7 protein-coding genes and 1 pseudogene are annotated in these 7565 nt (G+C 71.1%); all 8 read right to left on the reverse strand.

Annotation, left to right across the window (positions count from 1 at the left end; translation table 11 throughout):
• Positions 1–269 (reverse strand): hypothetical protein (locus QH283_RS04925; RefSeq protein ID WP_280501823.1); only part of this gene is annotated, 269 nt, incomplete at its 3' end.
• Between the two features lie 44 nt (positions 270–313).
• The gene (locus QH283_RS04930; protein WP_280501824.1) at positions 314–1573 is read right to left on the reverse strand and encodes an MlaD family protein; all 1260 of its coding nucleotides are present in this window, start codon (positions 1571–1573) and stop codon (positions 314–316) included.
• Positions 1570–2697, reverse strand: coding sequence for an MlaD family protein (locus QH283_RS04935; RefSeq protein WP_280501825.1), 1128 nt, complete (start codon positions 2695–2697; stop codon positions 1570–1572). Before QH283_RS04935 ends, QH283_RS04930 begins: the two co-directional genes overlap by 4 nt.
• Positions 2694–3806: pseudogene (locus tag QH283_RS30285) on the reverse strand (MCE family protein). Before QH283_RS30285 ends, QH283_RS04935 begins: the two are co-directional and overlap by 4 nt.
• Positions 3803–4909 (reverse strand): MlaD family protein, encoded by a 1107-nt coding sequence (locus QH283_RS04945; protein ID WP_280501826.1) that lies wholly within the window; start codon positions 4907–4909, stop codon positions 3803–3805. Before QH283_RS04945 ends, QH283_RS30285 begins: the two are co-directional and overlap by 4 nt.
• Before the next feature lie 4 nt (positions 4910–4913).
• On the reverse strand, positions 4914–5954 hold the full coding sequence (locus QH283_RS04950) for an MCE family protein (RefSeq protein ID WP_280501827.1): 1041 nt from the start codon (positions 5952–5954) through the stop codon (positions 4914–4916).
• On the reverse strand, positions 5951–7309 hold the full coding sequence (locus tag QH283_RS04955; RefSeq protein WP_280501828.1) for an MCE family protein: 1359 nt from the start codon (positions 7307–7309) through the stop codon (positions 5951–5953). Before QH283_RS04955 ends, QH283_RS04950 begins: the two co-directional genes overlap by 4 nt.
• Before the next feature lie 4 nt (positions 7310–7313).
• Positions 7314–7565: ABC transporter permease (locus QH283_RS04960; protein WP_280501829.1), on the reverse strand; the 252-nt coding region annotated here is incomplete at its 5' end.

Raw genomic sequence — 7565 nt, forward strand, 5'->3', positions numbered from 1 at the left:
CGGCCCCCGGCCCTCCCCCCGCCCCCGCCACCCCCCCCCCCCCCGGCGGGGCCCGCCGCGCCCGAGCCCCCCCCCCCCGCGCCCGCCGGGCGGGTCGCCGCGCGCTCGGCGGACGCGTCCGCATCCGGCTTCTTTCCGAGATCCACGGCAGCGGACACGGTTTCCCGCGCCGCGACGTTCTCCTCGACGGCCTTGTCGCGGTCGGCCACCGCCTCGGTGGCAGGCAGGTCGGCCGACACCTCGCCGGGTGCCACGGTGTCGCTCTTCATGTGCTTCCTTTCGGTGGGCTGCGCTGTTCGGAGACCGGCTCGGCCTACCCGCCGGGAGTGAGATCCGGTCCGCCGTAGGGGGTTTCGATGGTGTAGGGCGTCATCGGCGTCGGACCGGCCGTGGCGTGCGGGTCGGCGCCGGGCGGCGGGCCCGCGGTGTCGTCGCCCGGCGGCCGTGGCGCGTTGCGGGCGCCGCGCACCAGCACGCTCGGGTCCGGGTCGGGGCAATAGGTGTAGAGGTAGGGCTCCGGGTAGTCGGGCACCGAGGGCGCCAGCCGCGGCAGGTCGTAGGAGCAGCTGTAGCGCATGTACAGATCGACGATGCCCCAGGTGCCGCCGTCACGGAAGGTCGAGCCGATGGCCTCGATGGTGGAGCCGCGGTGGTCGGGGAACAGCGCCTCGAGCGCGGGCAGGCGCGCGTAGTGCAGTTCCGCCACGGTGGCCAGATTGACCAGCAGCCGGACCATGGTCGGCGAGCTGTCGGCGATGATGTCGTCGAGCGCGCGCAACGCCTCCGGGCCCTGGTCGAGCAGCTGCCTGGCGCCGCCGTCCATGGCCGCGACCCCGCCGAGCACCGCGGCCGCGTGCGCGGACAGCGCGCGCATGCCGGGCGCGACCTCCCCGAGCGTGCCGAGGGTGACCTTGCTGGTCTCGAGCAGCTGGACGGTCTGCGGCAGCACCGAATCCAGTGTGGAGATCATGAACATGCCACCGTCGAGCAGCGATTCCAGCTTGCGCACCCCGCCCGGCTCGACGCCGAGTTCCTTCACGATGGTCTCCACCCGCCCCGGGTCGAGCTGGGCGAGGGCGCCGCTGAAGTCACCGAGCAGATCGGGCAGCGAGGGCGGGATCTCGGTCCGCTCCACCGCGATCTCGGCGTCGTCGCTCAGGTACGGTCCCTCGTCGGCGTCGGGCAGGAAGTCGAGGTACTGCTCGCCCGCCACCGACAGCGCCGACACCTTCACCCGCGAATCGGCCGGAATCCGCGCGCCCGCGTCGATCTCGGCGATCGCCACCACCCCGTCGTCGCTGAGCCGCACGGCGCGCACCCGGCCCACCGAGACACCGCGCACGGTGACGTCCTGGCCGGGCAGCAGGCCGCCGGACTCGGCCAGATGCACGCGCACCCGCATGGTCGCGGCGGTGGGGTCCAGGCGCAGGGCGCCGAACACGATGTAGACGCAGCCGAGCACGAGGGTGGCGACCAGCGCGGTCGCCGACAGCCAGAGCTTCTGCCGCGCCCCGGTGCGCGCGATCCACACCAGCGCCTTCGCCGGCGCCTCCAGAACAGCCTTGACGATCATCGGGCGCCTCCGCCGAACCGGTCCTGCAACCGCAGCAGCAGGAATTCGAGGCTGCCGATCATGGCCGCCCAGTCGCTGAGATCCGGGACACGCAGGCCGGGGTCGGCGGCGTGTCCAGGGTCGTCGACCGGGCCGACGGCGACACCCTCGATGCTGATGTCGGCGTGTGCCGAGGTGGAACTGGTGGCCTTGATCAACGGCAGCAGCATGCTGTTCACCAGGTTCAGGTCCGCGTGCGGGTTGAGCGCGGCCTGGTTGAACACATCCGAGAGCAGATTCATATCGGCGATCACCGAACGGGTGTCGGTGCCCTGCACGGACGGGAACCGCGCCAGCTGGGTGGTGATCCGGTCGATTTCGGTGACCAGCCGCAGCAGCTGCGCGGTGTCGGCCGAGACCACCTCGAGCGCGGGCCCGGCGGCGGCGATGGACTCCGATATCGCCGCGTCCTGGGCGGCCAGCGTGGCGGTGAGCCTGCCGGTGGCGGTCAGCGCCTCGGTGATCTCGCCCGAGCGGGCGGTCAGGGTGGCGATCAGCTCCCGCGACTGCTGGATCAGCGCGGCCACCCGGTCGCCGTCCTCGCCCACGGCGTTGCCCAGATCGTTGACCAGGGTGGTCAGATCGCGGATGGCGCCGCCGTTGACCAGCATGGCGCTGGTGGTCAACGCCTCCTCCACGGTGGCCGCGGCGGTGGTCGCGCTCACCGGGATGGTGTCGCCGTCGCCGAGCGTCGAGGTCTGCGGCCCGGCGTCCGGCGGCGGGGTCAGCGCGATGTACACATCGCCCAGGGGGGTGGCCGAACGCAGTTCGGCGGTGGTGCCGACCGGTAGCCGGGTCGCCGCACGGATGCGCAGCGTGACCACGGCGCGGAAATCGGCGGCGCGCATGTCCGCGACCTCGCCGATGTCACCGCCCGCCAGCCGCACCTTGGCGCGGTCGGGCAGGTTGAGCGCGTTGACGAACACGGCGGTCAGCTCGTAGGTGTCCGAGGACAGCCCCGGTGCGGGCAGCGGCACGCTCTCCAGGCCGATACCGCAGCCGGTCGAGCCCAGCGCGAGCGTGACCGCCACCGTCGCCGCCGCGAGGGACTTGCGGGCCGGGAATCCTCTGCGCGCCGGGCTCATCGCGGCATCTCCGCCATCGCGGTGATGATGGAGGCCATACCGAGGTCGGGCCCGAAGTCCTGCAGAGTCCCGGTGGCGCAGCCGAGGTGGCGCAGGCCGAGGATGTTGCAGACCTCCTTGACCAGCTGGCCGTCCAGGACCATCCGGTCGATCAGGCCGTGCACGCGCAGAGCGCCCGCCTGCTGGTCGACGGCGTTGTAGGCGTTGTCGAGCATCAGCGGTCCGACGTCGAGCACCTCCGCCAGCTCGCGCTGGTAGTCGGCCATCGCCTGGGTGACCACGTCGGTGCCGGAGACGGTGTTGCGCACCAGTTCCCGGTTGTCGCGCAGCAGCTGGGCGGTCTGGGCGAGCAGTTCGTTGAGCTGCGCGCCGGTGGTGCCGGTGCCGAGTTACTCGGAGGCGAGGAACTCCAGCAGCGCGCCGAGGTCGGCGCCGAAGGAGCGGATCAGCTCGTCGTTGGAGGCCGCGGCCTGCGCGAGCGCGTTCAGGTTCGCCACGATGGCAGTGACCTGGGCGCCGGTCTGCGCGCCGCCGTCGGCGCTGAGCCGAAGGGCCTGCTCCAGCTGGCCCAGCGCCTGACGCATCAGCGCGCCGTTGCCCTCGGTGGCGGCCGCGCCGACCGCGACGAGGTCGGCGATCGGGCCCTGTCCCGCGCCGTCACCGCTGAGTTCGACCGACAACCTGCTCACCATGGCGAGGACTCGGTCGATCTCGACGGGAGTCCTGGTGCGGTCGAGGCCGATCAGATCGCCGGAGCGCATCTTCGGGCCGTCGGTGTAGGGCGGGGTGAGTTCGACGTGGCGGTCGGTCAGCACCGAGGTGGACAGGGTGACTGCCTCGGCGGTGGCCGGGATCGGCACCTCGGCGTCGATCTCCATCCTCACCTCGACGAATCCGCCCCGGTTCTCGATGCCGGTGACCCGGCCGACCCGCATGCCGAGCACATCGACGGCATTGCCGACGTAGAGGCCGTTGGCGTTGTCGAAGTGGGCGGTGATCGTCATGGTGTCGTCCGACCACGGCGTGCCCGCCGAGCAGGCGGCCAGGACCACGGCCACCAGCAGGGCGGGCAGCAGGCGGAGACGGGCGAGTACCGTGCGCGTGCTCATCTGCAGTCCTTGAAGTATTCGGCCAGCGTCATCGAGCGGGCCTGGTTGCCGACCGCGCACATCCAGGAGTCGATGAGCGTGCCCGCGGGCGCGTTGAAGTCCAGGGCGTTGGCGCTGCCGAGCGCGTTGGTGAAGTTGCGGACCGGCACCGGCAGGATCTCCAGTGTGCTGCGCAGTACGTCCTGGCGGGCCGACAGCGCGCCGACCAGGCGCTCCAGATCGGTGAGCAGCCGCACGATCTGTGATTGCTGCTCCCCCAGCATCTCGTCGAGGCGCTGGATGAGGGTGCTGCTCGCGTCGATGAGCCTGCCCAGCGCCTCGATGCGGGTGTTCAGCTCCCCGACGAGGACGGCGCCCTGGTTGACCATCCGGCCGAGGGTGAGCTGCTGGTCACGGATCGCGGTGGTCAGCTCCTCGGTGCTGGCGAGCAGGGTGCCGAGCTGGTCGCGGCGATCGGCGATCACCCCCGACAGGTTCTCGATATTGCGCAGCATGTCCGGCACCAGCGCGGGCGCGCCCTGGAGCTGGTCGGCCAGCACCGCCATGGAGTCGGCGATGCGGTCGGCGTCGACCTGTTCGAAGGTGGTGGTGGCGTTCTGCAGCGCGGTCTGCAGGTCGTAGGGAACGGAGGTGTGCGACAACCGGATCCGGCGGTCGGGCACCGAGCCCTCGCCCGCCGGCGCGATGTCGACGTAGCGGGAGCCGAGCAGGGTGGTCAGCTTGATCGAGGCGCGGGTCTGCGCGCCGAGATCGACGTCGCGGTCGATGCTCATGCGCACCAGCACGCGATCACCGTCCAGGCGCAGCGACTCGACCGTGCCGATCGGCACGCCCGCGGTGCTCACCTGGTCGCCCGGCGTGAGCTGGGCGGCCTGGGCGAACTCGGCTTCATAGGTGACCTTGCCGAAGCCGATGCGGCTGATGCCGACCACCCCGAGCACGAGCACGGTCAGCAGGGCCACCGCCACCGCGCCGAGGCGCAGCGGGTCGTGCCGCTCGACCGGGGCGGTGACCGTGGCGAGCAGGGAGCGGGCGGCCCGGCGCACGGCGGAGCCCGCCGCCGAGGTGTTGCGGGGACGCGGGGTCTGCGCATGATCGGTCATGGGATCACCGGCACTTCGCGGATTGCTGGATCTTGCCGTCCGGCGAGAGGCCGGCGACGACATCGGGGATCAGGTGGCTCAATCCCGGAATGAGGGTGATGTTCAGGTTGCAGATGTAGGCGTTGGCGGAGGCGCCGTCCTGGGTGAAGCGCGCGAAACCCTTGAGCGTCACCGGGATGTTGTAGAAGAGGTAGGCGAAACGCTCGGCGTTGCCGGTGATGTGGCCGGTGAAGCCGGGCTCGCGGGCCAGCAGCGCGCGCATGCTCGGGTCGATGCCGGTGAACACCTCCGACATGCTGCCCACGGTGGTGGAGATGGCGTCGATCTGGCCGGTGAGCCGGTCGCGTTCCGCGGCCAGCGCGGTGAAGATCTCCTCCGTGGTGGCCATGACGGACTCCAGATTCCCGCTCTGGGCGGCCAGGCTCCGCAGCACCGCGTCCAGGTTGACGATCACCTCGTCGAGCACCCGGTCCGGCCCGGCGAAGGACTGCGCCAGCGCGGAGGTCTGGGCGATGAGCGTGGCCAGCGACCCGGTGTCGCCCTGCAGGGCGAGGATCAGCGTCTCGGTGATCTTGTCCACCTGGTCGGGGTCGAGCACGGTGAACAGCGGCTCGAAGCCGCGCAGCATGGCCGCGATGTCGAAGGATGGTTCGGTGTGCTCGACCGGGATGCGCCCGCCGTCGGGCAGCTTCTCCACCGGCACGTCGAACGCGCCCTCCGACAACGCCAGATAGCGCTGGCCGATGATGTTCTGGTAGGTCACCGCGGCTCTGGTGGTGGTGTAGAGGGTCTGGTCGTCCTGGACCCGGAAGGTGACCGCGGCGAGGTGCCCGTCCAGTTCGATCCTGTCGACCCGGCCGACCCGCACCCCCGCCACGCGCACGTCGTCCCCGGTGCGCAGACCGCTGACGTCGGTGAAGGTGGCGGTGTAGGAGCGCGTCGAGCCCTCGACGCCGCGCTGGAGGGTGACGAACACCAGCCAGCTGAGCACGAACGACACCACGAGGAACAGCACGAGCCCGATCAGGGTGCGGCGCTGGGTCATCGGCCCGCCTCCTGCCCCTGCGGCACCGGGGTGGTCTCCTCCGGCGCGGGACCGATCGTCACCACGGCGCCGCGCAGCAGCGGGCCGAGCAGGATGGCCGCGGCCGAACTCACCGGCTCCCCGAGGATCTCGCCGAGCTGGGCGAATTCCTGCGGGCTGCCCACCGGGCCGACATTGCCGCCCATGAAGCCGGCGGGTGGCGCATAGCCCTCGGGCAGAATCAGATTCGCCGGGTCGAGGCCCGGCGGCATGGACTGCTCCGGCGCCGTGGTGGGCGCGGTGAAGCAGCTCGGCCCGGCCAGATCGCCGTAGCGGGGGCAGTCGGCCCTGGTATAGGGGGTCGCCGGGGCCAGCGACAGGATCATCTTCGACTGCACCAGGCCGACATCGGCGTGGTAGACGTGGTCGAAGAACTTCTGCGCCGTGACGGCGAGCCGGGTGGTGATCGGCACGAAATGCTCCGAGTTGTCGGCCAGGACCCCGATCACCGGGGTCAGCGAGGTCGAGATCCTGATCATGCGGTCGGTGTTGTTCTCGAAGGCGGTGGCCATGGTGCCCGTGGTGGTCAGGCCCGCCGCCAGGAAGGCGTTCAGCTGTTCCCGCTTCTCCGCGACCGTGCGCATCGGCACGACCGCCTGGTGCAGTGCGTCGAGCAGCTCCGGGGCCGACTGCTCCAGCCCCCGCACCGCGCCGACCAGCGAGCCGACCGTGGTCGGTCCGCCGTCGGGCGCCATGACCTGGTCGAGCCTGGTCACGATGGTCTCCAGTTGCGCGCCCGCGCGCACCAGGTCGGCGCCCTTGCGGTCGGTGGCCTGGGCGAGCGCGCCGATCAGGCCCACCGTGTCGTCGGTGCCGCTGCGACTCATCGCCGCGATGATCTCGCGCATCTGGGTCAGCGCGGTCTGGAACTGCACGGTGGCCAGGCCGGTGTCCTCGGGGATGGCGAAGCCGTCGTGGATCGCCGGGCCCGGCCCGTTGTCCACCAGCTGCACCGAGGACACCGCGAAGACGTTGCTCGGCACCACGCGCGCGGTGACGGTCTGCGGGATGCCCGCCGCGTGCTCGGGGTCGATGTCGATGTGCACGCGGTTGGGTTGTCCCTCACCGGAGGACGGGGTGACCCCGCGCACCGAGCCGACCAGCACGCCGCGGAACTTGACGTCGGAGTTCTCCGGCAGGCCGTCGCCGATCTCGGTCATCAGGCCGGTCACCCGCACCGAGTCCGAGAGATCGCCGTTGAACTCGGCGACCATCCACGCCGCCAGCGCCGCGACCACCGCGAGGAAGGCGATGCCGCGGAAGAGCAGGCTGGTGTCGGAGTGGCCGCGGCCGTCGGTTTCGAACGCTATCGGCATCGGGTCATCCTCCGAACCTGGCGCCGGACTCGACGCCCCAGAACGCCATGGTCAGCAGCATGTTGGCGATGATCATCACGGTGATGCTGGTGCGCATCGCGCGCCCGGCGGCCACGCCGACGCCCTGCGGGCCGCCGGTGGCGTAGTAGCCGTAGTAGCACTGGATGGTGGAGGTGATGGTCACGAAGATCACCGCCTTGAGCACCGAGTAGATGATGTCGCGCGGTTCCAGCACGAGGGTGAAGTAGTGCAGGTA

Origin of the sequence: Nocardia farcinica (genome assembly GCF_029867845.1) — a bacterium.
GTDB classification, from domain to species: domain Bacteria; phylum Actinomycetota; class Actinomycetes; order Mycobacteriales; family Mycobacteriaceae; genus Nocardia; species Nocardia farcinica_A.

What these genes read in the sequence shown, in the direction of transcription:
- QH283_RS04930 (WP_280501824.1), bottom strand. Translation starts at nt 1,573, where the DNA reads ATGATCGTCAAGGCTGTTCTGGAGGCGCCGGCGAAGGCGCTGGTGTGG.
- QH283_RS04935 (WP_280501825.1), bottom strand. Translation starts at nt 2,697, where the DNA reads ATGAGCCCGGCGCGCAGAGGATTCCCGGCCCGCAAGTCCCTCGCGGCG.
- QH283_RS04945 (WP_280501826.1), bottom strand. Translation starts at nt 4,909, where the DNA reads ATGACCGATCATGCGCAGACCCCGCGTCCCCGCAACACCTCGGCGGCG.
- QH283_RS04950 (WP_280501827.1), bottom strand. Translation starts at nt 5,954, where the DNA reads ATGACCCAGCGCCGCACCCTGATCGGGCTCGTGCTGTTCCTCGTGGTG.
- QH283_RS04955 (WP_280501828.1), bottom strand. Translation starts at nt 7,309, where the DNA reads ATGCCGATAGCGTTCGAAACCGACGGCCGCGGCCACTCCGACACCAGC.